The sequence below is a fragment of the Novosphingobium sp. ERN07 genome, from assembly GCF_012641335.1.
Classification (GTDB): Bacteria; Pseudomonadota; Alphaproteobacteria; order Sphingomonadales; family Sphingomonadaceae; genus Novosphingobium.
On sequence record NZ_JABAID010000024.1, the window covers coordinates 23,676 to 47,958 of the forward strand.

At 60.2% G+C, this 24,283-nt stretch carries 24 protein-coding genes; 14 read left to right on the forward strand and 10 right to left on the reverse strand.

What is annotated here, in order from left to right:
* Positions 1-13: 13 nt before the first annotated feature.
* Together HGI47_RS19650 and HGI47_RS19655 are read right to left on the reverse strand one after the other, a co-directional pair.
* Positions 14-820 carry a crotonase/enoyl-CoA hydratase family protein gene (locus HGI47_RS19650; RefSeq protein WP_168854474.1) on the reverse strand — a complete coding sequence of 269 codons (807 nt, stop codon included), beginning with the start codon at positions 818-820 and terminating at the stop codon, positions 14-16.
* Positions 821-957: 137 nt separating this feature from the next.
* On the reverse strand, positions 958-2,157 hold the full coding sequence (locus tag HGI47_RS19655) for an LL-diaminopimelate aminotransferase (protein ID WP_168854475.1): 1,200 nt from the start codon (positions 2,155-2,157) through the stop codon (positions 958-960).
* A gap of 191 nt (positions 2,158-2,348) precedes the next feature.
* Here HGI47_RS19655 and HGI47_RS19660 point away from each other — a divergent pair, with 191 nt between their 5' ends.
* The 3 genes from HGI47_RS19660 (at position 2,349) to clpS (ending at position 5,791) form a co-directional block, all read left to right on the forward strand.
* Entirely contained in the window at positions 2,349-4,217 is a 1,869-nt protein-coding gene (locus HGI47_RS19660) for an alpha/beta hydrolase (protein ID WP_168854476.1), read from the forward strand.
* A gap of 145 nt (positions 4,218-4,362) precedes the next feature.
* Positions 4,363-5,244 carry a phasin family protein gene (gene phaP, locus HGI47_RS19665; protein ID WP_168854477.1) on the forward strand — a complete coding sequence of 294 codons (882 nt, stop codon included), beginning with the start codon at positions 4,363-4,365 and terminating at the stop codon, positions 5,242-5,244.
* 166 nt (positions 5,245-5,410) lie between these two features.
* Positions 5,411-5,791, forward strand: coding sequence for an ATP-dependent Clp protease adapter ClpS (gene clpS, locus HGI47_RS19670; RefSeq protein WP_240950314.1), 381 nt, complete (start codon positions 5,411-5,413; stop codon positions 5,789-5,791).
* Between the two features lie 50 nt (positions 5,792-5,841).
* Here clpS and HGI47_RS19675 read toward each other — a convergent pair whose 3' ends face one another.
* Positions 5,842-6,282, reverse strand: coding sequence for a hypothetical protein (locus HGI47_RS19675; protein WP_168854478.1), 441 nt, complete (start codon positions 6,280-6,282; stop codon positions 5,842-5,844).
* 208 nt (positions 6,283-6,490) lie between these two features.
* Between HGI47_RS19675 and lptF the strand changes: the two genes are divergently transcribed.
* On the forward strand, positions 6,491-7,732 hold the full coding sequence (gene lptF, locus HGI47_RS19680) for an LPS export ABC transporter permease LptF (protein ID WP_168854479.1): 1,242 nt from the start codon (positions 6,491-6,493) through the stop codon (positions 7,730-7,732).
* Positions 7,722-8,822 carry an LPS export ABC transporter permease LptG gene (gene lptG / locus HGI47_RS19685; protein ID WP_168854480.1) on the forward strand — a complete coding sequence of 367 codons (1,101 nt, stop codon included), beginning with the start codon at positions 7,722-7,724 and terminating at the stop codon, positions 8,820-8,822. Before lptF ends, lptG begins: the two co-directional genes overlap by 11 nt.
* Positions 8,823-8,845: 23 nt before the next feature.
* Here lptG and HGI47_RS19690 read toward each other — a convergent pair whose 3' ends face one another.
* On the reverse strand, positions 8,846-9,940 hold the full coding sequence (locus HGI47_RS19690) for a fatty acid desaturase (RefSeq protein WP_168854481.1): 1,095 nt from the start codon (positions 9,938-9,940) through the stop codon (positions 8,846-8,848).
* Positions 9,941-10,094: 154 nt separating this feature from the next.
* Here HGI47_RS19690 and HGI47_RS19695 point away from each other — a divergent pair, with 154 nt between their 5' ends.
* A complete protein-coding gene (locus tag HGI47_RS19695; protein ID WP_168854482.1) occupies positions 10,095-11,252 on the forward strand; it encodes an N-acetyltransferase in 1,158 nt (385 codons plus the stop codon).
* Positions 11,253-11,509: 257 nt separating this feature from the next.
* Here the strand turns inward: HGI47_RS19695 and HGI47_RS19700 are convergent, their stop codons facing one another.
* The gene (locus HGI47_RS19700) at positions 11,510-12,301 is read right to left on the reverse strand and encodes a Crp/Fnr family transcriptional regulator (RefSeq protein ID WP_168854483.1); all 792 of its coding nucleotides are present in this window, start codon (positions 12,299-12,301) and stop codon (positions 11,510-11,512) included.
* A 160-nt stretch (positions 12,302-12,461) separates the two neighbouring features.
* Here HGI47_RS19700 and HGI47_RS19705 point away from each other — a divergent pair, with 160 nt between their 5' ends.
* Both HGI47_RS19705 and HGI47_RS19710 read left to right on the forward strand, forming a co-directional pair.
* Positions 12,462-12,842 (forward strand): response regulator, encoded by a 381-nt coding sequence (locus HGI47_RS19705; RefSeq protein ID WP_168854484.1) that lies wholly within the window; start codon positions 12,462-12,464, stop codon positions 12,840-12,842.
* An 82-nt stretch (positions 12,843-12,924) separates the two neighbouring features.
* A complete protein-coding gene (locus HGI47_RS19710; protein WP_168854485.1) occupies positions 12,925-13,719 on the forward strand; it encodes a response regulator in 795 nt (264 codons plus the stop codon).
* 62 nt (positions 13,720-13,781) lie between these two features.
* On the opposite strand, the gene HGI47_RS19715 is transcribed toward HGI47_RS19710, so the two are convergent.
* Positions 13,782-15,467: a CHASE domain-containing protein gene (locus tag HGI47_RS19715; protein ID WP_168854486.1), complete on the reverse strand. Its 1,686-nt coding sequence runs from the start codon at positions 15,465-15,467 to the stop codon at positions 13,782-13,784.
* A 325-nt stretch (positions 15,468-15,792) separates the two neighbouring features.
* Between HGI47_RS19715 and HGI47_RS19720 the strand changes: the two genes are divergently transcribed.
* The 3 genes from HGI47_RS19720 to HGI47_RS19730 all read left to right on the forward strand — a co-directional run bounded on the left by HGI47_RS19720 (position 15,793) and on the right by HGI47_RS19730 (position 17,903).
* A complete protein-coding gene (locus tag HGI47_RS19720) occupies positions 15,793-15,966 on the forward strand; it encodes a NepR family anti-sigma factor (protein ID WP_168854487.1) in 174 nt (57 codons plus the stop codon).
* A complete protein-coding gene (locus HGI47_RS19725) occupies positions 15,959-16,573 on the forward strand; it encodes a sigma-70 family RNA polymerase sigma factor (protein WP_168854488.1) in 615 nt (204 codons plus the stop codon). The genes HGI47_RS19720 and HGI47_RS19725 overlap by 8 nt, the downstream gene beginning before the upstream one ends.
* A gap of 145 nt (positions 16,574-16,718) precedes the next feature.
* On the forward strand, positions 16,719-17,903 hold the full coding sequence (locus HGI47_RS19730; RefSeq protein ID WP_168854489.1) for an AI-2E family transporter: 1,185 nt from the start codon (positions 16,719-16,721) through the stop codon (positions 17,901-17,903).
* Here the strand turns inward: HGI47_RS19730 and HGI47_RS19735 are convergent.
* Both HGI47_RS19735 and HGI47_RS19740 read right to left on the reverse strand, forming a co-directional pair.
* Positions 17,891-18,505, reverse strand: a complete 615-nt coding sequence (locus tag HGI47_RS19735) for a superoxide dismutase (RefSeq protein WP_168854490.1) — start codon at positions 18,503-18,505, stop codon at positions 17,891-17,893. The genes HGI47_RS19730 and HGI47_RS19735 overlap by 13 nt on opposite strands.
* 124 nt (positions 18,506-18,629) lie before the next feature.
* Positions 18,630-19,886, reverse strand: a complete 1,257-nt coding sequence (locus HGI47_RS19740; RefSeq protein ID WP_240950315.1) for a dicarboxylate/amino acid:cation symporter — start codon at positions 19,884-19,886, stop codon at positions 18,630-18,632.
* A 126-nt stretch (positions 19,887-20,012) separates the two neighbouring features.
* Between HGI47_RS19740 and glmM the strand changes: the two genes are divergently transcribed.
* Genes glmM through thiD form a run of 3 tightly spaced genes read left to right on the forward strand, consistent with a single transcriptional unit; the run spans position 20,013 to position 22,323 of the window.
* Positions 20,013-21,350 (forward strand): phosphoglucosamine mutase, encoded by a 1,338-nt coding sequence (glmM, locus tag HGI47_RS19745; protein WP_168854492.1) that lies wholly within the window; start codon positions 20,013-20,015, stop codon positions 21,348-21,350.
* On the forward strand, positions 21,351-21,575 hold the full coding sequence (locus tag HGI47_RS19750; RefSeq protein ID WP_168854493.1) for a DUF1272 domain-containing protein: 225 nt from the start codon (positions 21,351-21,353) through the stop codon (positions 21,573-21,575).
* Between the two features lies 1 nt (position 21,576).
* The gene (gene thiD / locus HGI47_RS19755) at positions 21,577-22,323 is read left to right on the forward strand and encodes a bifunctional hydroxymethylpyrimidine kinase/phosphomethylpyrimidine kinase (RefSeq protein ID WP_168854494.1); all 747 of its coding nucleotides are present in this window, start codon (positions 21,577-21,579) and stop codon (positions 22,321-22,323) included.
* Between the two features lie 3 nt (positions 22,324-22,326).
* Here thiD and HGI47_RS19760 read toward each other — a convergent pair whose 3' ends face one another.
* Positions 22,327-23,205 (reverse strand): LOG family protein, encoded by an 879-nt coding sequence (locus HGI47_RS19760; protein ID WP_168854495.1) that lies wholly within the window; start codon positions 23,203-23,205, stop codon positions 22,327-22,329.
* 119 nt (positions 23,206-23,324) lie between these two features.
* Entirely contained in the window at positions 23,325-24,278 is a 954-nt protein-coding gene (locus HGI47_RS19765; protein ID WP_168854496.1) for a TauD/TfdA family dioxygenase, read from the reverse strand.
* Positions 24,279-24,283 lie beyond the last annotated feature (5 nt).

Genomic DNA, 24,283 nt, shown 5'->3' on the forward strand with positions numbered 1-24,283 from the left:
GCCTAGCAGGCTATTACGGATCAACAAATTCTGCGGGACGCTTTTCCATCCCGGCGCGCACGGCTTCCATCTGGTTCTTCGAATACATCAGTTCGTGCTGCGCGATGGATTCTGCCATCAGCACTTCATCCACGGTCATATCGGGCGTGCGGTTAGACAGCATCTTTGCACCGCGCACTGCGGTTGGGCTTTTGCTGGCGATTTCCTGCGCGAGCTTCATGGCATCAGCCAGCGGATCGGCGCTGACATGAGTGGCAAAACCAAAGCGCACGGCTTCCTCGCCGTTGAATTCGCGGTGGGTATAGGTCAATTCGCGCAGCATATCATCGCGCACGTTGCCGCGCCACAGGACGTATCCGGCCATATCGGGTACGAGGCCCCATTTCACTTCCATCACCGCCAGCCGCGCATCAGACGCAATGAAGCGAATGTCCGCACCGCTGGCCACTTGCAAGCCGCCGCCGAAGCAGACGCCGTGAACGGCCGCGACGACCGGCATTGGCAGCTTGCGCCAGACCATTGCCGCCTGCTGCGCGCGGTTGGCGTTGCCGTGCGTGCGCTCCGCCAGGCCGCCCTCTCCCCAGCGGTCAGCCTGCCCCATGCTCGACAGGTCCAGCCCCGCGCAGAACGAACGGCCCGCGCCAGACAGCACCACCACGCGCACGCCGCGTTCGGTATGAAGATAGTGTCCGGCAGCAATGATAGCTTCAAACATCGCATCGTCGAGCGCGTTCATCTTGTCGGCCCGGTCCAGCAGGACATGGGCGACGTGGTTTTCGACGGTGACGGTAACGCGATCGTGGAAATTCATGGAAGGCATCCACTCATGTTTGTTGAGCGCCAAGGTGCCTTATCGAATGCCGGTGGTCCAGTCTGCGCTTATGACGGATGATGCAAACGGAGACGGCCCTCTCCGCGCTGGCGGAAAGGGCCGTGCCTTGCGTCAGAGCTGGCGTATTACGCCGCTGAGGAATTGACGCCCATCGATTGCAGGTAGCGCTTGATATTTCGCGCGGCCTGGCGGAGGCGCTGTTCGTTTTCAACCATCGCGATGCGCACGAAGCCTTCACCATCTTCGCCATAACCGACGCCCGGCGCGACCGCGACTTCGGCGTGGGTGAGGAGCTGCTTCGAAAATTCGAGGCTGCCGAGGTGCATCAGCGCTGGCGGCAGGGGTGCCCATGCGAACATCGATGCCTTGGGGCTGGGAATGTCCCACCCGGCGCGGCCAAAGGCTTCGACCATCACGTCGCGGCGCTTCTGGTAGAGTTCGCGGTTCTTCTCAACGATATCCTGCGGACCGTTGAGGGCGGCGCAGGCGGCGGCCTGAATCGGCGTGAAGGCGCCGTAATCGAGATAGGACTTCACCCGCTTGAGCGCGGCGATCAGGCGAGCGTTACCCACCGCGAAGCCGACGCGCCAACCCGCCATCGAGAAGGTCTTGGACATCGAGGTGAATTCCACCGCGACATCCTTTGCCCCCGGCACTTCGAGGATCGAGCGCGTGGGATTGCCGTCGTAATAGAGTTCGGAATAGGCGAGGTCCGACAGGATCCAAACCTTGTTCTCCTTCGCCCACGCAACGAGGCGTTCGTAGAAGGCAAGGTCAACGGTTTCCGCCGTAGGGTTCGACGGATAGTTGACGATCAGAATCGAGGGACGCGGCACCGAATACTTCATCGCGCGATCCAGCGAATCCCAATAGCGTTCGTCAGGCGTGGTCGGCACCGAACGGATGGTGGCACCGGCGATGATGAAACCGAAGGTGTGGATCGGGTAGCTGGGGTTGGGGGCCAGCACCACATCGCCGGGCGCGGTGATCGCGGTGGCGAGGGAGGCAAGGCCTTCTTTCGACCCCATCGTCATCACCACTTCGGTTTCAGGATCGAGATCGACGTTGAAGCGGCGGCCATAGTAATTGGCCTGCGCCTTGCGCACGCCGGGAATGCCCGACGATGCCGAGTAGCCATGTGCATCCGGCTTTTGCGCCACTTCGCACAGCTTGTCGATCACGTGCTGGGGCGGCGGCAGATCGGGATTGCCCATGCCGAGGTCGATGATGTCCCTACCGGCGGCGCGCGCGGCGGCCCGCATGCCGTTGACTTCGGCAATGACGTAGGGCGGCAGGCGCTTCATGCGGTAGAATTCTTCGTCCACGGTTGAATACTCGTTCAAAAGACGCGGCAGGAGCGCCGCTGAGTGGCCTTTACGCGAATTGGCCGAAAGTGGAAACTCTGGTGTCGCTAGGCCGCGCCCTACGGCATTGGCGCGACATCAGGGCTAACAACCTGTCATATCGTGTGTATAGATTCAGGGCATCAGACCGGACTTAACGGCAGGGAAAAAGCATGACGGACAAGGCGGTGAGTGATTCGGTCGTGTTCGAAGATCTGTTTCGCCAACAAGGTGAAGCGATGCGCGCGATGTTCGCGCCGCTGATGCCGGGGACAGAGGGGCTGAGCGCTGATCCCGCCGAATTGCAGCACTGGGCCATGTCAGCGGCAAAGCTGCAGAAGATGTGGCTGGACTTCAGCGCCGAGCAGGCCGGCCATGTCGAGCCGATGCTGGCGCGGCTGGGCGATATCGGCAAATGGACCCAGACATGGATGGCGATGGCCGGGCAGATGCCCATCGCGCAGGCTGAAACGCAGGCAAAACTTTGGAATGAAAGCGTAGCGCTGTGGAGCGCGGTAATGGGCCAGTTCGCCGGGGGCCAGAAGCCTGCGCAGGATGCCCCCGCCCTGCCCCGCAAGGACCGCCGCTTTGCCGACAAACGCTGGCACGAACAGCCCGCCTTCGCGCTGATCCACCAGACCTATCTGCTGCTGGCCGAACGGTTGCAGCAGATGGCCGAGGAGACGCAGGGTCTTTCGCCCGAACGCAAGGAACAATTGCGTTTTGCCACCAAGGTGGTGACCGATGCCCTGTCGCCCGCCAATTTTCCGCTCACCAACCCGGTCGTGATCGAGCGGACGATGGAAACGCGCGGCGAAAATCTGGTGAAAGGCGTGGAGCACCTGCTCGACGACCTGCGCAAGGGGCAGTTGACGCATACCGACCCGCACGCGTTCGAACTGGGACGCAACATTGCGGTGACGCCGGGCAAGGTCGTGCATCAAACGCCGCTTTTCCAGCTTATCCAGTATAGCCCCACGACCGACGAGGTGCTGGAAACCCCGCTGCTGATCTTCCCGCCGTGGATCAACCGCTTCTATATTCTGGACCTGAATCCCCAGAAGAGCTTCATCCGCTGGGCGGTGGAGCAGGGACTGACGGTGTTCGTGGTTTCGTGGAAATCTGCAGATGCCTCGATGGCCGAGGTGGTGTGGGACGATTATGTGCGCTCGCAAATCGAAGCCATCGATCACGTGCGCGCGCGGCTGAAAGTGCCCGCCGTCCACACCATCGGCTATTGCGTGGCCGGCACCACGCTGGCCGCAACACTGGCGGTGCTGGCGCGGCGGGGCGAGGCCGACAAGGTGGCGAGTGCCACCTTCTTTACCGCGCAGGTCGATTTCGAAGATGCCGGCGAGCTGAAGAACTTCATCGACGATAGCCAGTTGAAGATGCTCGGCAGCCTTTCGACCGACGGCTACCTTGACGGGCGGTACATGGCGGCGACGTTCAACGCGCTGCGCGGAACCGATCTGATCTGGAACTACGTGGTCAACAACTACCTGCTGGGCGAAAATTACCCTGCATTCGACCTGCTACATTGGAATGGCGACACCACCAATCTGCCAACCAAATGGCACCAGGCCTATCTGTGCGATCTCTATCGCGACAATCGGCTGGTCATCCCCGATGCACTGGTGGTGGACAATACCCCCATTGATCTGCGCCGCATTGCAACACCATGTTATATTCAGGCCGGGCGCGAGGATCATATTGCACCGCCTAACAGCGTGTGGAAACTGACCCGCCATCTGTCGGGCAACTGGAAGTTCGTTCTGGCCGGATCGGGGCATATCGCGGGTGTGGTCAACCCGCCTTCATCGGGCAAATATCAGTTTTGGCTGAACCACGGCAACCCGACGAGTCTCGACGAATTCGTCGCAGGAGCCGAAGAAACCAAAGGCAGCTGGTGGCCAGACTGGATCGAGTGGGTCAGTGAGCAAAGCCCGGCGCGCATTGCGGCGAAGGGCAAGCGTGTACCCGGAGGTGAGGGCGACAAGGTTATCGAGGATGCACCAGGCCGATATGTCCGCAGCCGCTGATCGGCAATGGTCCGATTTGCAACCATTTCAGATTTTGTGCACTGCACAAAAATTCTTGACATCGCGACGCACGCACTTATTTTGTGCAATGCAGCAAAGACAAGCAGGGCAGTCCTGCTTTCTTTGATGAGCAGGAGTCGCAGTGATGGTCGAAGAAACAAAGGACGGTCTGGCTGAAACCACTCTGAAAGTGGACGAAGCTGTACCAGCGCCGGAAGTTCCGGCGGTTGCCACGAAGGAACCTGCTCAGCCACCTCTGCAGTCCGCTGTCGAGGAGGCTGCGATGCCGGTAAAATCGCCCAAGGCCAAGGTGGCCGCTGTCAAAGCTCCTGCGGCGGAAACGCCTGTGGCTGAAACTGCGGCTGTATCCGTGAAGCCCGAAGCGGTCGCAAAGTCGACTAAGGCGAAGCCGGTCCGCAAAATTGCCGAGAAACCCGTAACCAAGGCACGCCGTGCACAGCCGCCAGTGGCAGCAGCACCCGCGCCTGCGGTGAAGCCCGCGAGCAAGCGTCCTTTCACCGCCACACCCAGCGTGAAGCAAATCAGCGCCGCCCCCAAAGCAACGACGGCGCCAAAAAAGGAACTGTTCGCAATGGCTACCACCACCGAAATGACTGAAAAGATGTCTGCCGCTTTCAAGGACGCTCAGGAAAAGGCCAAGGCCGCTCTTGAAAAGGGCCAGGCTGCGTTTGGCGATGCCGGCGAATTCGCCAAGGGCAACGTCGAAGCCGTCGTCGAATCGTCGAAGATTTTCGCTTCGGGCCTGCAGGAAATGACCAAGGGTTATGTTGCAGAAACCAAGTCGGTTTTTGAAACCATGACCGCCGACGTCAAGGATCTGACCACGGTCAAGTCGCCCACCGAATTCTTCGAAAAGCAGTCGGCGCTGATGCGCAAGAACTTCGACGCTGCGGTCGCCGCCAGCTCGAAGAACAGCGAAGCCCTGCTGAAGCTCGCCAACGAAGCGTTCCAGCCCATCTCGACCCGCGTCAGCCTCGCGGTTGAAAAGATGAAGCAGGCCGCCTGAACCTGATCGGCGGCGCCACTGGCGCTGTCTGACGAGATACAAAGGATCGGACGGGACTTCCGTCCGGTCCTTTTGTCTTATCAAAACAACTTTTCATCATCCCAATAACATCTGGCACCTCCTCCCTCTTGTGGATGAAGCCGGTGAATGCGATATTCGCCCAATCATGACCCCAGACCGTTTCGACCGACCGGACCTGTCCGAGCCGCTGCGCTGCGCAGAGGATGACGATGTGCGCGGTCCCGGTGGTGACGATCAGGTCGGGATCGCGACCAAGACCCGCGCCAAGCCCAAGAAGCCCAGCCAGTTCAAAGTGCTGATGCTGAATGACGACTATACCCCGATGGAATTCGTGGTGATGGTCCTCAAGCGCTTTTTCCATATGGACCTTGAACAGGCCACTCGGGTGATGCTCCACGTTCACCAGCGCGGGGTCGGCGTTTGTGGGATATTTCCCTATGAAATTGCCGAAACCAAAGTGAATCAGGTAATGGATTTCGCCCGGCAGAACCAGCATCCGCTGCAATGCACGCTGGAAAAGGCCTGATTCGCGCGGCGCTTCGGCGCTAAACTGCCACTCTGGCCTCTGCTACCCAATCAGTTCGGTGCCAAAACGTGCGTCTCGGTCAGTTGCACCGCCAGCGCGCGCATCAAGGCGGCAAGCAGCGACATCGACAGGCATTGGGCAAAGCGCGAATGCGCGGCGGAACCATCGTGCAACATGATCTCCGCTACGAATTCGCAATCCGCCAAACGGCCGCAAGTGTAGATCGCACTACGCGGGATCATCGCAATCGCGGCACTTTCGAACGCACCCGAATCTGCCAGAAGCGCAATCCACTGTCTGGCGGCCTTCTGCATCGCAGGGTCAGCACCGGCTCCGAAATCGAGTTCCTCTATCGCTCGTCGGAACCCTACACCTTGCTCTGTCGGCGCAAGCGTTTCGCACCAGTCAGCTATCGCTTGCAACCGTTCGGGGTCGGACGGTCCGTTTGCTGGCCGGTTCCACCACACCCCACGCACTTTCGCCCGCGTCACGATCCCATCTCCCTGCCGTCTCGCCCTCGGCGCGATGGCACCTACAATGCCACCTGAGTCATTACTATAACTTTAGTTATGTCTCACAACCCTGAACGCCTTTTTCCTTCCCCACATCACAGGTTGCGGCTAGGCCTTGGCATCGCTCACGACCGGTTCACGTGGCTTCGCGGAACCTCACACCGTCAAACAGCATGGTAACGCTTCCGTGAAATTCCTGACCGCTACCGACCGCTATATCGCCCGGCTCGTGTTCGTGCCGATGCTCTCGGTATTCGTGCTCGCCGCATCGCTGCTCATTCTCGACAAGATGCTGAAGCTGTTCGATTTCGTGGCCACAGAAGGGGGACCGGTCAGCGTCGTATTCAAGATGCTGGCCAACCTCCTGCCCGAATATGCCAGCCTCGCGATCCCACTGGGGTTGATGCTGGGTATCCTGTTCGCATTCCGCAAATTAGCGACGAGTTCGGAACTCGACGTGATGCGTGCGGTGGGCCTGTCTTATACCCGCCTGCTGCGCGTGCCGTATATGTTTGCGATCGGCCTTGCCGCGCTGAATTTGCTGATCGTCAGCTACCTTCAGCCGCTTTCGCGATACTACTACGAACAGTTGCAGTTCGAACTGCGCTCTGGCGCGCTAGGTGCTTCGATCAAGGTGGGCGAGTTCAATTCGTTACAGGATCGCACTGCGCTGCGCGTCGATTCAAGCCGCGACGAAGGACGCGATCTGCGCGGGATTTTCGCCCGACTTCAAGCCGGAAACGGACAGGTCATGGTCATTTCCGCACGCGAGGGCCGCTTCTTCGCCAACCGCGAAAGCCCGGATACGGTGATCTTGCGGCTTACCGATGGCCAGATCGTACAGGACGGTCCGGGCATTGCCTCGCCCCGCGTGCTGACCTTTGCCAGCCACGATCTGCCCATCGATCTGCCCAAGATCGAGCAGTTCCGCCAACGTGGTGATGCAGATCGCGAATACTTCCTGCCCGAACTGCTCCAAATCGGCTGGAATGACCGCTATTCCGAAGAAGTGCGCGTACAATCGCAAGCCAGCTTCAATTACCGCATCGTCGAAGTGGTGATGATGTTCCTGCTGCCACTGTTGGCGGTTGCGCTGGCGGTGCCGCCCAAGCGATCCACATCGGCGCTTGGCGTGTTCCTGTCGATCGTGATGGTCGTCGCCTATCACAAGGTGAACCAGTACGGGCAGGACGTGGCGAGCCTTGGCCGCATCGATCCGGTGCTGGCCTTGTGGGGGCCATTCGTGCTGTTTGCCGCGCTGATCCTGTGGATGTACTGGCGCATCGCCTATGTTCCCGGCGGCCAGCCCATCGGCGCACTGGAAACGGTGTTCGGCAAGATCGCCGGCGCAATCCGCAAACTATTCGACCGCAAGCGCCTGCCGGATGAAGTTCGCACGCAGGACGAAGAGGCCGCCCATGCAGCTTGAGTTCTTCCCGTCGCGCACGCTGGCGATCTATATCGCCAAGATGTTTGCGGTGCGTATCATCGCCGTGCTGCTGATGCTGGTGCTGGTTCTGCAAATGCTCGACCTGCTCAGCGAAAGCGGCAAGGTTCTGGCTGCGCCGGGCAACGGGCAAGGCGAATTGCTGACCTATGTTTCGTTGCGGATACCGCAGTTGATCAGCCGGTTCCTGCCCTATTCTGTGCTGCTGGCCACAATCATCACGCTGATGACGCTGAACCAGAACAGCGAGGTCATCGCGATGAAGGCCGCCGGCCTTTCTGCGCACCAGGTGCTGGCACCGCTGTTTCTGGTAGCGGCGGTGACATCGGCGGTGACTTTCGGCTTCAACGAACGCGTGGTCACGCGATCAACCTCTACGCTGAAAGCATGGCAGAACGTGGAGTATGGCCCGATCCCTCAAGAGTCGGGAACCAAGGCCAACGTCTGGTTGCAGGACGGGCCGAACATTCTCTTTGCCCGTGCCGTGGCGGGTGAAGGCAAGGCCATGCACATGACCGGGGTAAGCTGGTATCGCCGTGACCCGACCGGGATGGTGACAGAAATCGTGACCGCGCCGTCGGCTGCCTACGCCAATCCGGGCTGGACATTCCGCTCGCCCGTGCTGTTCGACGTGCAAAGCGCGCGCAAATCGGCGCTTGGCCGGGATGAGGTCTATGCCAAGTCGGTCGAACCGGTGCAGGTGCTGATCAGCCGGGTGGATGCCGATGCGGAATCGCTGACACAGCTAAACACATCGCTTTCCGCCATCCGCGAGGCAGGTTTTCGGACCACCGAACTGGAAGGCAAGTGGTGGCACAAGCTGTCTGGCCCGCTCTCGGCATTGCTGATGCCACTGCTGGGCGCGGTGGCAGCGTTCGGGCTTGCGCGATCCGGGCACCTCTTTGTGCGCGCGGTGATCGGCATGGCGCTGGGCTTTGCCTATTTCGTGTTCGACAATGCTGCGCTGGCGATGGGCAACTTCGGCGCATACCCGCCGTTTCTGGCGGCATGGGCACCGTTCGTGCTGTTCCTCCTGATCGGGGAAACCGTGCTGATCCGCACCGAGGAATAACCCCCCGGCGCGGACTGTGCGGATCAGCGCGGCATCATCGTGCTGCGCGCAAGCCGACCGACAAGCGGCATCAGGCCGACGTAGTTAGCTTTTTCATAGGTCGATTCCAGTCCCAGATGCTTCTGCAACCGGCGGTGCGCTTCGGCCAGCGAGTGATAGGGCATCGACGGCAGCAGGTGGTGAAGCGCATGGTAGCGCAGGCCCACCGGTGCCCAGAACGGCGCAAGCGCAGCCGGCGGCGGCACATTGACCGAATCGAGGTACTGGCCCGTGACGGTCATCGCCTCGCCTTCATTTTCCCACAGATGCGCGACCAGCGTGCGAACCTGATTGAGCAGCGCGGTGAGGGAGATCACTGCAAGACCGATCAGCAGCGGACGCCACGAATGCGTCGCGCTCCACCAAACCAAGAAGATCGCCCATGCCGACGCGCCCAGTTCCTGCCAGAACACCATGCGCGCGAAATCGCCCTCAGGTGGACGGCGGCGGAAATCCGGGTTGATCGATAGCGAAGAGGCGCGTTCCCACACCAGCTTGCGCAATGGCGGGATCACGGCGCCTAGCGGCACCAGCACCGCCGACCGGATTAACAGCCCCACAGGCAGCAGCAGCGCGGACAGCGCAAACACCGGCAAGGACCACGGCTTCATCAATGCCAGCGGAAGGTATTCCGGATCTTCCGCCGTACCATAGCGGGTGCGCGCATGGTGCAGTGTATGGACGCCCTCATACATCAACGAGGGTATCATCATCGGGATGCCGACAAGCAGGTTCCACGCAAAGCGGAAACCCGGCAACGCGGTTTTGTGAATGTGCGTCAGTTCATGGATGAACAGCAGCGCGCGATAGAGCGCCAATGCCGATACGACGCCCGAAAGCGCCGCAATCATCGGGTTATCCAGCAGGATCGCACCTGCCAGCGCCGCATAGCCGAGCGCGGCGGAAACCAGCATGTCCGGCCAATAGATTTCGGGGCGCGCCACCGCGATATCGCGCGTCAGATCGACCGCGGCGCGGAGCATTTCCTTGTCGTCAGGTGTGCCCGCCAGACCCGGCGGGAGCGATGCCGCTGCCTTGATGGGCGCAGCGGCAGGTTCGAGCGTATCGGTCGCAATCATGCCACAAATTCCAGTATGACCCGTATCTGCCGGTTGAAACCGGCTTTTTACACCACGCGGCACCCCCACACTGCGCCACGCGGCTTGACAATTTGACGAGCCGGACCGCAGTCCGACCGCTGTAACCCGCTTACCCGCAAACAAAGGCAAGATCGTGGCCCAAGGCGAAATAATCATCACTCCCGTTTCCGGCAAGGCAGACCGGAAAGCATTCGTGGATCTTGCCTATCGGCTTAATGCAGATGATCCGAACTGGGTGCCTCCCCTGCGGATGGAAGCGGAAGAGCTTATCACACCCGGCAAGAACCCGTTTTTCGAACATGCCGATGTCCAGCTCTTTCTCGCCCGCCGTGCCGGGGCTTTGGTCGGGCGTATATCCGCGCATATAGACTTGCTAGCCATCGCGATGGACCCGTCGCAGGGCATGGGACCGGGGACCGGCAATTGGGGCCTGCTGGAGGCCGAGAACGAAGCCGTGGCGCAGGCGCTGATTGGCAAGGCAGAAGAGTGGCTGCGCGGCAAGGGCATGACCCGCGTGCTTGCACCGCTGTCAATGTCGATCTGGGAAGAACCCGGCCAACTAGTCAAAGGCTTTGACCATCCCCCTACGGTGATGATGGGCCATCAACCCAAGCGCTATGACGACTATATCAATGCTTTGAGCTATCAGCCCGCCAAGGTGTTGAATTGCTTTGATCTGGATATCACCAAAGAATTCCCGCCTCTAATTCAGCGCATCGTCCTATCGGGTGAGAAAAACGCCAAGATCCGCATCCGCAAGGTAGACAAATCAAAGTTCGAACAGGAAGCGGCGCTGATCCTCGATATCCTGAACGATGCATGGTCGGACAACTGGGGCTTCGTTCCCTTTAGCGATGCTGAAATTCTCTATGCCGGCAAGAAATTCAAGCCAATCGTGCGCGAAGATCTGATCATGGTGGCGGAGTATGAAGGCGAACCCGTTGCCTTCATGATGACCCTGCCCGATCTGAACGAGAAGCTGAAACCAATGGGCGGCAGCCTATTCCCGTTCAACTGGGCAAAGCTGCTGCTGTGGCTGCGCAATCCAAAGGTCCGGACAATGCGTGTACCGCTGATGGGTGTGCGCAAACGCCTGCAATCATCGCGCCTTGCCAGCCAACTGGCTTTCATGATGATTGAATCGATCCGGCGCACCTCGGTGCAGAACTATGGCTCAACCCGCGCAGAGATAGGCTGGATCCTTGACGATAACCAAGGGATGAATGCGATTGCCGAAGCAATCAACAGCCAGATCAACAAATCCTATGTGATTTACGAGAAGGCGCTCTGATTGGCCCGAAAGGAAACCCCGCCAAAAGAAAACCCCGATCGCACATTGCTGCACGGTCGGGGTTGATCACCAAAAAAAGGTCCCCGACGTTTCCATCGGGGACCTTTCGGGATCGTATCACCAGCCGCTTGGACGGGAGGGGGGGTCTCGGCGGTGACACGGACTAAACGTGCGATCATCCGAAACGGTTCCCGGAAAAATCAAAAAAGTTTTCCTTATTTTTCAATGATATCAGAAGTAAATTCGAGAAAATCTGATTAAATGTAAGGCCGAGGAGCGGGCGAAGGGCTGTCTAGCCGTGCAAAGCGCCGCGCCTCTGCCATGTTGGGAATGCGGATCGATGTCAGGGTCCAGTCCACCAGCGCCAAACGCCGCAGCGCTTGCAGGCTGCGGTTTGTGTGAACCAAAGAAAGTCCCAGCATATCCGCAATCTGGCTTTGGGTGACCGTCAATTGCAGCACACCGTCCGGCGCAAGCCCCGTATCGATGCCACGCTGCACCAGAAAAACCGCCAGAGCGACCATACGCTCACGCGCATTCCGTTGCCCCAGCGATACGATATGCTCTTCAAGCGCGGCTTCTTCGTGTGCGGCCAGCCACGTCAGATCGAACGACAGTTGCGGCTGCTGCGCGGCGAGTTCAAAAAACCGCCCGCGCGCAAAGGCACACAACGCCACATTCGTCATTGCCTCGACAGAATGGCTTATCTCACCGTCAAGCGCGCCCTGAAGCCCGATAAAGTCGCCAGGAAACATGAAGTTCACGATCTGGCGCCGCCCATCTTCAAGCAGTCGCGTGCGCATGAGTACGCCCGACAAAACCGTATAGAGATAAGGCGGACGGGTTCCCTGTGCCCACACCTGTTCACCTCGCCCAAATCGCATTTCCCCCTCGCGGAACGCCGCGATCCAACGCCTTACGTCGGATAAGGGCTGATGCAGGCCGGGCAGTCGTTCAAGCGGGCATTCCATGCACCGCTGGCCGCCGTTGCGCACGAACTGTCCCTGCTCGTTGCGATCACTCCCGATCAATTCGTCGTCTCTTGCCATCGTCCCTCCTCCTGCCCAGACCTAAATATACGTCGAATATACGTTGCAGAAACATCGGCACAAACACGGCGCTCGCGCCCATGCTATGTCAAATGACAGGGTTTGTTCCCGACATGTGCACTAGGTCCGGCTCGTGTATCACCGGCAATCCCGGTCCGGCGTGGGGAATTTTCTGGAACAAGAGCAATCTTGCAATCCGCTCGTACTTGTCGTGGAAGACAGCATTCTGGTTGCGATGGCAATCGAGGATGCCTTGATCGACCGAGGCATGGACGTGGTTGTGGCAACGACCTTGGCCTCGGCGGCAGGCCTTGTGGCGCAGCGCACGCCAAACGCCGCACTACTTGATCTTCAATTGCCCGACGGAAATACGCTCAACCTTGCCGATCAATTGCGGGATCTGGGGTGTGCCGTCGCATTCAGCTCGGCCTTCGATGCCGACGCGGTACCCCCGAGCCATGCCTTTGCCGCACAATTTCAAAAGCCTGCGTCTCCGGACCTTCTTTGCGATTGGGTCGTTGCATCTCTAACCGAGGTATAAGACACTGATCGGGTTCCCGCCGGGAACCGGATGCTCGTTTCGTACGTTTAAGCCGCACGTTACTGACCGGGAAGGGGTGCAAATGTCTCTGGGTTCCAAGGTTGCCAATCAATTGCCCTATTTGCGCCGCTATGCGCGCGCGCTAACGGGAAGCCAGTCGGCTGGCGATTCCTTTGTCCGTGCCACGCTTGAAGCAGCACTGGTGGATGAAGATTTGCGCGCGCGCATCGGTGAAGGCCGCCCGCAGCTCTATCATGTTTTCAATCGCGTCTGGTCAACCGCACATGTGGAAACCGCTGATCGTGCGCCCGGCATCCTAGAACAGCATGAAGCCGCAGCACAGGAACGGCTTGCCGCGATGACGCCAGCCAACCGGCAAGCGCTGCTGCTGACCACGCTGGAAGATTTCAGCATTGACGAGACGGCCTATATCATGGGCCGCGATCCCGCCGATGTCGAACTGCTCGTGCAAGATGCCATTGCCGAAATCGACGGCGAAGCTGCAACTTCGGTGCTGATCATCGAGGATGAGCCGCTGATCTCGATGCAGCTTGAGGATCTGGTCCGTTCGCTGGGCCACGATGTTTGCGGCATGGCCGCTACGCGCACGCAGGCGTTGGAAATCGTGCAACGCGAACAACCCGGCCTTGTCCTTGCCGATATCCAGTTGGCAGACGGCAGTTCGGGCCTTGATGCAGTGGACGATATTCTCAAGATCGGCTCTGTGCCGGTCATCTTCATCACCGCCTATCCCGAACGCCTTCTTACCGGCGATCGGCCAGAGCCGACCTATCTGATCACCAAACCGTTTCAAGAACAGACGGTCCGCACGGCGATCAGCCAGGCTCTGTTCTTCGGATCAAGCCGCCCGCTCTAAGCGGCACTTCACGCAAACCATTTGGGGCGCTGACATGTTAGGCGCCCCTTTTTGCGTCGGTGTCAGGCAGGGCGGCGCTGACGAATAGCAAAATCGCCACGGCGGCGAACCGGGATCAGCAATGTGCAACGCACGCCTTCTGGTTCAAACCGCAGATCCACCGGGTTGCGCAATTCATGCGCCACGATCTTCTCGATAAGTTCGGTGCCGAAGCCGCGCTTGCGGCGCAGTTCAGGATCAATGGGCGGGCCACCCCGCTCGACCCATTCGATCCATGCCACGTCATCGCCCGCCATTTCCCACCGGATCGAAACGCGCCCGCTTTCCACACTCAACGCACCATACTTCGCAGCATTGGTCGCCAATTCATGTACGGCAAGGCCCAGCGAAAGGGCATCGTTGGGTGCGAGTTCCACGTCCGGCCCGCCCATTTCCAGATGCCGCTGCTGATCCTGCGCATAGGGTGCCAATTCTGCCTTTACCACCAGCAAAACCGGTGTGGTGCCCCAGTCGGACTGGGTGAGCAGATCGTGCGTTGCCGAAAGCGCTCGGATGCGGCCCTCAAGGCTATCGGCAAATTCGCCGAGATTTGTTGCGCGCCGCCGGGTGAGCGAGATGATCGACAGCACGTTCGCCAGCGTGTTCTTCACACGATGATTTAATTCACGTGTCAGCGAGTTGCGGATCGAGGACTGCTGTTCGAACCACGCCAGCGCGATCCTGTCTTCGGCGGCCTGTTGCGTCAGCAGTCGCGCTAGCACCAGAAGCAGCGTTGCCACCAGAAGGCCGAATAGCAGTGTCATTACTGACATGATCGAAAGCATCGGCGTAGCCGGAGCCTCAATCTCTAACATAAAGCGATGCCCGGCAATATCGATTGGTCTTCGCACCATTTCGCCGGAATCGTCGTCTGGGTCGATGGCCGCCAGCGGCTTCAGAGAAGCCTGTCCGCCCGTCCGAACCTGATCGAACAGCCGCACGCCAGCGCCTTCCAGATGGTTCTGGTCAATCGAAGATTCGAGAAAACGCTGCGCATTGAATGGCGAATAGACAAAGCCCCGGAGCTTGCGACCTTCCCCGCTCGGTGCCACCGTAAATACGGGCATATAGACCAGAAATCCCGGCTGGCCGGTTGCCGTGCCTTCCTGCTGCAGAACGACGTTGCCGGTCGCAGTTGGCTGGCCAGTACGCTCCGCCTCGATCATCGCCGCGCGGCGAGCGCTTTCCGAAAACATGTCGAAGCCGATCGCCTGGCGATTGCGCTGCGAATCCGGCTCGATAAACATGACCGGCACAACATGCGCCTGCTCACCGCCCGGCGCCCAACGCACGGTGAAATCGTGCACTCCACCGCTACGCATTATGGCTTCGACCGTCGGGACATCGGCGCGACGCACCTTCATTGCCCAGCCGATTCCGTCGGAGCCAACATAACTGCCATCGAGATGAAGCTGGCGAATGAACGTTCGGAACAGCGGCGCTTCCACGATCTGTTGTGTGGCAAAAAGGGCTGCGCTCGACCGCAAGTAGGCGGCATTTGCGTTCGACCGCCGCTCGATCCCCGAAGCCACTTCTTGCGCCACTTGCGCGATCTGGGCAATTCTGCGCTGATCCTCAGCCCGCTCGATCGCAAAAACGCTGAGCACGGTGACAGCCATCGTCAGCGTGAAGATTCCGACAGGAACCCCACGCGGAAAACGTTCATACCACCGGGGGGTGAGCTTCTTCTGGGCAAGAAGCTTCTCCATCGCGCCTAAATGACCCTTCCCTATTTCGAAGCCGAAGGTGCTGCCCTCAACCGCTTGGCTATCATCGCTGATACGTTGCGACGAACATCCCGATTCCATTGCACTGTTTGCCGGGCAAAGGAAATGCCCATGAAACAAGCTCGATATGGGAACCGACCGGTCTCCATATCGTTCCTCATTCAAACTACTGTCGTTCGGACATCTGGCGGATGGTATGTAACCAACCGACTGGAGTGTAGCGGCGACACCTTGTAGCACGCGCATCTGCCGCGCCTTGGCGGTCTTTTTGGTTCTATCCCTGGAGGGGGAGGCGTTGACAGAGCGAATGTCGAAAGAAAATCCGATGAATCCCGGTCAACCACGGCGGAAGGGCGGCAAGTCGCAGCCGCCCGAATGGGCGGATGGCCTGAAGCGGCTATACGATTCCGTTCTGGACGAGCCTTTGCCTGACTCGTTCGCACAACTGCTCGAAAAGCTGGACGATCCGTCCAATGGCTGAGGCTGACGCTGAAAAGGCGCCTCGTCCCGCCAGCAACCCTGCGGCTTTCAAGCGCGAGTTGACTGCGGTAATCCCGCATCTGCGCGCTTTTGCCCGCGGTCTTTGCGGACGTCCCGATCTTGCGGATGATCTGGTTCAGGAAGCCCTGCTCAAGGCGTGGGCCGCACAGGAACGTTTCGAGCCGGGTACGTCCATGCGGGCTTGGACATTCGTGATCCTGCGCAATGCCTACCTCACCGATATGCGTCGCAATCGCTTTCGCGCCGATTACGACGAGACGGTTGCTGAGCGCATTCTGGTTGCCCCGGCAGCTCAGGAAGGGCCGATGCACTTGTCCGATATGCACCGCGCACTGCTCACCCTGCCCCCAGAGCGTCGCGAAGCCTTGCTTCTGGTGGGCGCAGGTGGGTTCAGTTATGAAGAGGCTGCGCACATCTGCGGTTGTGCCGTGGGCACGATCAAGAGCCGCGTCGGTCGCGCGCGTGCCGCGCTGTCCCATATGATCGAAGATGGCCAGATTCCGCGACGCAGCACAGAAGACGCGGTTGCCCACGCTGCGATCATGGGCGAACTAGAAGATACGGTGCGTGACGGCAACCGCCTCTGATCTCGCAGAATACAGCAACGGTGCCGTCGCCACAGCGCCACGCCTGATCTGAAAAAATGCCCGCCCCCGAACCAGCCTCTTGAACGGCAAAGGTTTGGGGTGAAAGAAAGCTAATCTACCCAGCCACTTTACACAGGCGCTAGCGGTGAACCAGCCATCCCTGCCAGAACCGCACACGCCCGAACTGCAAACTGATGATGCAGGCGACCCTGCGGATCGTCGCACAAGGCTGCAATCCGCAATCGTGCTGCTGCTGGGTCTGGGCTTGTTTCTTGCCTTGCCGTTCGTGCTATCTATTGGCTCGGTCGTGTTCCTGCCGCCCGTCACGGCGATGGTGTTTGCCATTCTGCTTTCGCCCTTGGCCGGTCGGCTGTGCCGGTTTGGCCTTCCAGCGATGCTTTCCTCGCTTGTCGCAATACTGGCGCTCATCGCCGTCGTTCTTCTGGCGCTGACCCTGATCCTTCAACCTGCGTTTATCATGGTCGATCAGGTTCCCACGCTTGCACGCGAAGTGGCCCGCCGCTTCGCCGAATTGCGCGGGGATCTTTCATGGATTGCCGATATCAACCGTCAGTTTGCGCGTATCACCGGGCGAACGGCCACGCGCGAGGTGATCGTTGCCACACCATCGGTGATCGAACAGGTCGCTTTCGCTACCCCCAGCGTGATCCTTGAAGTCCTGCTCACCTTGCTGATGACGTTCTTCATGATCGGATCGCGCGTCCGCATGGAGCGGCGCGCCCGCAAATCGCTCCCCCCAACGCACGCCTCGATGCGCCTGGGCCGTGTGCTTCGCGATGTGCAGGAACGGGTGGCCGGCTATATCCTCACCGTTGCGCAAGTGAATTTCGGGGTTGGCGTGCTGGTCGCCATCGGCGCATGGAGTTTTGGGTTGACCGCGCCGGTCATGTGGGGCGGTCTTGCCTTCGCGCTCAATTTCCTGCCCTATCTTGGGCCTTTGGCCATGATGGGCCTGCTTGCCCTGTTCGGCCTTGGCACTGCATCAAGCGTGCTGATCGGGCTGATCCCCGTCATGGCCTATCTCGCACTTCATGCCATCGAATCGAACGTGATCACGCCCTCCATCCTCGGCGCGCGCTTTACGCTCAATCCAGTGATGATCCTGATCTCGATCAGCTACTTTTCATGGATCTGGGGTGTTTTGGGCGCATTGCTATCGGTGCCGATCCTGCTGATCCTGACCGCCCTGTTAGATCATGTGGGACGCCCGAACGTGGTAGGCTTCCTGTTCGGCGAAGCGCTGTTCGAACCGGGCCGGCTCGCCCCATTGGCGAATACCGACCCGGTTCGCCAAGATCAGGCCGGATAAGTCCAGTTGCTTTCACGCGCCAGATTTTCTGCCGCGAAATCCCAGTTCAGGTGCTTTTCGATCACGGCCTTCAGATAGTCCGGGCGCAGGTTCTTGTGATCGAGGTAATAAGCGTGTTCCCACAGATCGATCACCAGAAGCGGCTTTGAATCGCTGTTGGCAAACGTGGCTGCATCGTGCGTCTGTTCAACCGCCAGCTTGCCATCCTTGGCTACCAGCCACACCCAACCCGACGCGAAATGTGCCGCACCCTGCGAAGCGAGTTCGGCTTCCAGCTTGGCGAGCGAACCGTAAGCGGCATCGATAGCGGAAGCTATCTCACCGTCCGGCGCGGTCTTTTCAGGAGTGAGGCTGTTCCAGTAGAACGCATGGTTCCAGCTCTGCGCGGAGTTGTTGAACAGGCCCTTGTCGCCCTTGGCTTCGGCAGCGGCGATGATCTCTTCAAGGCTGGCATCGGCAAGATCGGTGCCATCGACCGCAGCGTTGGTCTTGTCGACATAGGCCTTGTGGTGCTTGCCATGATGGGTCTGCAACGTGGTGGCAGAAATGCTCGGCTCCAGCGCGGTATCGGCATAGGGCAGCGGAGGCAGGGTAATCGCCATATCAATCAACGTCCTTCGGTCAAAAGCTGCAAAGCAGTCCAACGCGGCAGATGCGTATTGGTTGCCGCAGGGCAAGGCACGGCACGGCAAAGCCTCATTGATTTTTTCGAAGCAGCAGTTGCACTTATCGGGAGACAGCGGCCCCGTCGGCGCGATCGACTGCCGCAGTTACCGCCACATCCATCGTCACATTGCCCAGCGTGCGCATAAGATCGGGCAGAACTTCCACCGCCACCAGGAGGGCCAGCGGCTCTACCGGCACGCCCATCGCAATCGCGATGGGGCCGACCGAGGCAACGAAACTGATCGAACCGGGCAAACTTACTGAACTGAGCGATACCAGAACCGCCACGGCAAAGCCCGCGATCATCGCCATCGGCGTGAGCACAACGCCATAAAGATGTGCGACATAGACCGCGACCGCCAAATTCATCGCCGGGCTGGTCGCACGGAAAAGCGCAACCGCCAGCGGCATCACGAACTCGGCCGTGGCCTCGCGCACGCCCAGTTGGCGGCAGGCGCCCAGCATCGCAGGCAACGATGCGAGCGAAGATTGTGTGGACAGCGCAAAGGCCTGAACCGGCACCATTGCGCGCGCGAACGCCCCCAGCGGCTTGCGCGCGATCAGGGCAGCAACGCCATACCCGGCAAACATCACCACAGATCCGGTCAGCACCACAATCAGGATATAATGCGCCAGCGCGCCGATCACCGCCGTGCCGCTTTGCGCCGCCACGGCAAGGCTCAAGGCGAAGACACCCAGTGGGGCCAGCGCCAAAACCCAGCCGATCACCACCAGCATGGCCGAGGCAAGCGCAGCGAAGAACGTCGTCATCACCGCACGCTGCGGCCCAGCCAGCCGCGATACTGCAAGCGCAAAGACCGCCATGAACAAGATCAGCGGCAACATCCGGTCGTTCGCCGCTGCGTCCAGCACATTGGTGGGCACGATGGAGCGCAAGAAATCGGCAATGCCCGGTACCGGCCCTGCATCCTTGCCGACCAACGTCCGCCGCAAAGCCTCGCCCGCCTCGCCCGGTATCGGGATCAGCCCGATCAGCGCCGGGGTAACGATCAAAGACATGCTGGCGCTGAACGCCAGAACCGCAAGAAACAGACCAAGGCTGCGGCGCGCCAGTGTCCCCGCGCTTGCCGTTGCCAGAGTCTGCGTCACGCCGGTAAACAGCAGCGCGGCCACCAGCGGCACAATCGTTGCCTGCAAGGCACGCAGCCACATTTCACCCACCGGCTGCACCCATGTCTGCACCAGCGGCAGCGCCGATGGTACGGCAAAGGCCACCGCCAGCCCTCCGCCAAGGCCGCCGATCAGGCCAAGGAAAGTCCACACTGCCGGGACTTGCGCGATGGGGGGTAAGGCCATTGACGCCGGGTTGGATGAATTTTCGGAAGGCGGTAAGGTCATGTTGAGGTGACATTAGCTATGTCACGCGGCATGGCAATGTGCGCACCCGCGATTGGGTGCACGAGACGAGGGAACAGCCGTTCGATGGCACGCAAGTTTTTCGGCACCGATGGCATCCGGGGCCGGACCAATGCCGGGGTGATGACCGCCGCCACCGCGATGAAGGTGGGGCAGGCCGCCGGCACCTATTTCCAGCGCGGCGATCACCGTCATCGCGTGGTCATCGGCAAGGACACGCGCCTGTCGGGCTATATGATGGAATCCGCGATGGTCGCCGGTTTCACGTCCGTGGGCATGGACGTGGTGCTGCTCGGCCCGATGCCGACGCCTGCTGTCGCCATGCTAACCCGTTCGATGCGTGCTGACCTTGGCGTGATGATCTCGGCCAGCCACAATCCGTTTGAGGACAATGGCATCAAACTGTTCGGTCCCGATGGATACAAACTTTCGGACGAAGCCGAACTGGCAATCGAAGCGCTGCTCGGCCAAGAACTGGATCTTGCCGATGCCAGCCAAGTGGGTCGTGCCCGCCGCATCGAAGACGCCCGTGGCCGCTACATTCACGCCGTGAAGGCCAGCCTGCCCGACAATGTGCGCCTTGATGGCCTGCGCATCGTGCTCGATTGCGCAAACGGCGCGGCCTATCACGTCACGCCCTCGGCGCTGTGGGAACTCGGCGCGGAAGTCATCGCCATCGGCGTTGAACCCAATGGCAAGAACATCAACCTGAACGTCGGCTCGACGCACCTTGACGCGATCAAGGCCAAGGTGCGCGAAACCCGCGCCGATATCGGCATCGCACTGGATGGCGATGCCGACCGGCTTATCGTGGTGGACGAAAAGAGCCAGACGGTGGACGGCGATCAGATCATGGCGCTCATCGGCACGCAACTCCACGCACGTGGCGAATTGCGCGGCGGCGGCGTGGTTGCCACGGTCATGTCCAACCTCGGTCTTGAACGACACCTAAATGCACATAACCTGCACCTGGAACGCACTTCGGTGGGTGATCGCTACGTTCTGGAGCGCATGAAGGCGGGTGGATTTAACGTGGGCGGCGAACAGTCGGGCCACATGATCCTGACCGATCATGCAACGACCGGGGACGGCACTGTCGCCGCGCTGCAAGTCCTCGCCGCGCTGGTTTCGGGCGGAAAACCCGCCAGCGAACTGCTCCATCAGTTCGATCCAGTCCCGCAATTGCTCAAGAACGTCCGCTTCTCTGGCGGAAAACCCTTGGAAGACAAGGCCGTAAAACAAGCCATTGCCGAAGCCGAAGCCCGCCTTGCGGGCAAGGGTCGCCTCGTCATCCGCCCCTCCGGCACCGAACCCCTGATCCGCGTGATGGCCGAAGGTGACGATGCGGCGGAAGTTGAAGCGGTGGTCGATGACATTTGCAACGCCGTGCGGAAGGCCAGCTAAATGCTTGAAATGCGGCCCGATTGTGAACGATGCGGCACCGATCTTCCGGCCGATGCCCCCGGCGCGTTCATCTGTTCGTTCGAATGCACGTTCTGCGCTGAATGCGCCGACGATCTTGACGACCGCTGCCCCAATTGCGGCGGCGAACTGATGGACCGCCCGGCCCGCGCCAAGGCTTTGCACGCCAAGCATCCGCCGTCGACCGTACGCAAGTTCAAGGGCTGACATGCAGCCACCCCGCGTCCTTTCCATTGCAGGGTCCGATTCCGGCGGTGGCGCGGGAATACAGGCCGATATCAAAACGATAACCGTGCTGGGCGGTTATGCCATGACCGCCATCTGCGCGCTGACCGCACAGGACACAACGGGCGTCCATGCGGTGCTGCCGATTGATCCCGCGATGGTCGCCGCACAGATCGATGCCTGCGTGAACGACATCGGCGTGGATGCGGTGAAGATCGGAATGCTCGGCTCGCCCGAAATCGCAGCCGTCGTGGCTGACCGGCTTGAAAAGCTTGTCGTTCCCATCGTGTTCGACCCGGTGATGATCTCCACCAGCGGCGCAGCGTTGGCCGATACGGCAACGATTGCGGCATTCGAACGCCTGATGGCAATTGCCACTCTCACCACGCCGAACGTGCCGGAATTGCAGGCACTAGGCGGCGATCCGGCAATGCGCGCGCGCAGCGTGGCCTATATCGCCAAGGGCGGCGATGCCGATGGGCCAGACGTGATCGACCGCCTGATCATGCCGGGTGAACCAGACCGCGCATGGACCGCGCCACGCATCGTCACGCGCCATACGCACGGCACGGGCTGCACCATGTCCAGCGCGATTGCCACGTTCCTTGCCTCTGGCGCGTCCATCGTCGAAGCTGTCGAGGATGCACGCGAATTCGTGCGCGCTGCCATGCTCGCGGCACCGGGGTTTGGTGCCGGGCACGGGCCTTTGGGTCATCACGCGGTGCGCTGAAACTCAGCAGTCGAGATCGTAGAACTTCACGATATGCGCCCACGCATCGTCGGCGGTTTCGACCGGGGTGAACAGCTTGATATCCTCGAAATTGATCACGCCCTCTTCGGCCAGAGCCTCGAAATTCACGACGCGATTCCAGAAATCCTTGCCAAACAGCAGGATCGGGATCGGCTGCATCTTCCCGGTCTGGATCAGGGTAAGCAGTTCAAAAAATTCGTCGAACGTGCCGAACCCGCCGGGGAACACCGCCACCGCCCGCGCGCGCAGCAGGAAGTGCATTTTCCTGAGCGCGAAGTAGTGGAACTGGAACGAAAGGTGCGGCGTAACATAGCCATTGGGGGCCTGTTCGTGCGGGAGAACGATGTTCAGCCCGATTGATTCCGCCCCGGCTTCCCGTGCACCGCGATTGGCAGCTTCCATGATCGACGGACCACCGCCCGAACAGACGACAAACTGGCGCTTGCCATCTTCCACCACGCCGCAAGAACTGGCAATTTCCGCAAGGCGGCGCGCTTCTTCGTAATATTTCGCCTTGGCCACCAGCCGTTCGACCACGGCCTGCCGTTCGGGCGTAGTGGCTGTGTTCAGCGCCGCGTCGGCCATTTCGGGCGAAGGGATGCGCGCAGACCCGTACATGACCAGCGTGGAGCCGATATTCGCTTCATCCAGCAACATTTCCGGCTTCATCAGTTCCAGTTGGAACCGCACGGGCCGCAATTCCTCACGCAGGAGGAAATCGGTGTCGCGGAAAGCCAGCCTGTAGGCGGGATCCTGCTGCTGAGGGGTGGTCTTCGGATGGTTCTCGACAAAACCGGCTTCCTGCTCGGCCTTGTAGAACTTGCGCTTGGTCAGCTCGTGCTGCTTTTCTTCTTCTGTCATGCCTTTCTAAGTTGGGCCGGAAAACAAAAAGCGCAAGAGGTCTGAAAGCCCGGCACATGATGGCCACAATTCGAAATATGGGCGGGGTGGCGATGAAGGCACCACCCCGCGGCCTACCCTCAGGCAGGCTGATATTCGACGGCCTTTTCCTTGCGCACGATGCGGCTGTGGCGCCCGTCGATCCCGACCGGCACTTCGCCCGCAATCGTCGCGCGGCGCAGGGTGCGGCGCTGCAGGCCGAAATCCGCAACCGCGCGATGCTGGGTGGACTGGTTGTCCCAGAACGCCACATCACCCGGCTGCCAGCGCCAGCGCACGACGTTTTCGGGACGGGTGATATGGTCCTGAAGAATCTGGAACAGGCGCGAGGAATCAGCCTGATTCAGTCCCACGAACTGCTTGACGAAATGGCCGAGCAGCAGGCTGCGTTGCCCCGAAACGGGATGCACCCGCACCACCGGATGTTCGGTTTCATAGACGGTAGAGGCAAAGACGTTCTTCTGGAAAAGCTGGCGCTCCTTCTCTCCCGCATCGCCCTTGGGCGCGTTCGAAAGCACCGCAGCGTAATCATAAAGGTTGGTGTGAACGGCCCAGAGGTTGTTCACCAGTTGGCGCAACGTTTCGGGGAGAGATTCATAGGCGGTTTCGCCATTGGCCCACACGGTATCACCGCCCGCTTCGGGAATGGTGATCGCGCGCAGGATCGAACCCTTGGGATAGGCATCGACGAACGTCACGTCGGTGTGCCAGCTTGACGCTGCGTAGCCTTCCTTGCTGTCGAGTTCGAGAAGATATCGCGAGCCTTCGGCCACAGGCACCGTGGGGTGCGCCACCGGATCGCCGAACAGCGAGGCGAAGCCTTCGTGGCGGGCATCGTCCAGTTCCTTCTGGCCACGGAAGAACACCACCTTGTGGCGCACAACCGCGTCCTTGATGGCCTGAACCGTTTGAGCATCAAGATCGCCTGAAAGCGTGACGCCACGGATTTCGGCACCAATGGTGCCGGTAATGGGCACCACGTCGAGCGGTGAGTTCGGATCTTTGGCATTGGCATAAGTGGTGATGGCAGTCATGGATG